We start from the raw sequence: 454 nt of genomic DNA, 5'->3' as shown, positions 1-454 counted from the left end.
ACGACGACCAGGTGGACTCGGTGGTGCTGATGGTTTCCGAGATGGTGACGAACGTACTGGTGCACACCGACGGCGACGCGCTGCTGGTCGCCGAGGCGGCGGGCGACCTGGGCACCCGGCGGTTGCGCGTGGAGGTGGCCGACGGGAGCGACGAGCTGCCCCACAAGCGGCAGCCCGGTGAGATGGCGTCGAGCGGGCGCGGGGTGCTGCTCATGGAGATGCTGGCCGACGACTGGGGCGTCGATCCGCGGGGTGAGGGCAAGTCGATCTGGTTCGAGTTGCACGAACGGTCCAAGCCGGACGCCGACGCGCTCGACTGAGCGGGTCCGGCGAGAACCGACCCCAGGAACGCGTGACCGCGGGTCGGATCGACGATCACGGATCGACCCGGGCGCGGAACCGTTCCGGCGGCCGCGGAAGTACGCGGGGTCCGCGAGGAGTTCGACGGCACGAC

1 protein-coding gene is annotated in these 454 nt (G+C 70.7%); it reads left to right on the top strand.

The features are described 5' to 3' along the window. A partial coding sequence (locus tag G3I71_RS47365; protein ID WP_164325133.1) for an ATP-binding protein occupies positions 1–320 on the top strand: 320 nt, incomplete at its 5' end. Positions 321–454: the final 134 nt, after the last annotated feature.

The organism is Streptomyces sp. SID12501 (assembly GCF_010550245.1).
Lineage (GTDB): Bacteria > Actinomycetota > Actinomycetes > Streptomycetales > Streptomycetaceae > Streptomyces.
The sequence above is the reverse complement of the archived record's forward strand: the minus strand, read 5'-3'. Positions and strand labels throughout refer to the sequence as shown.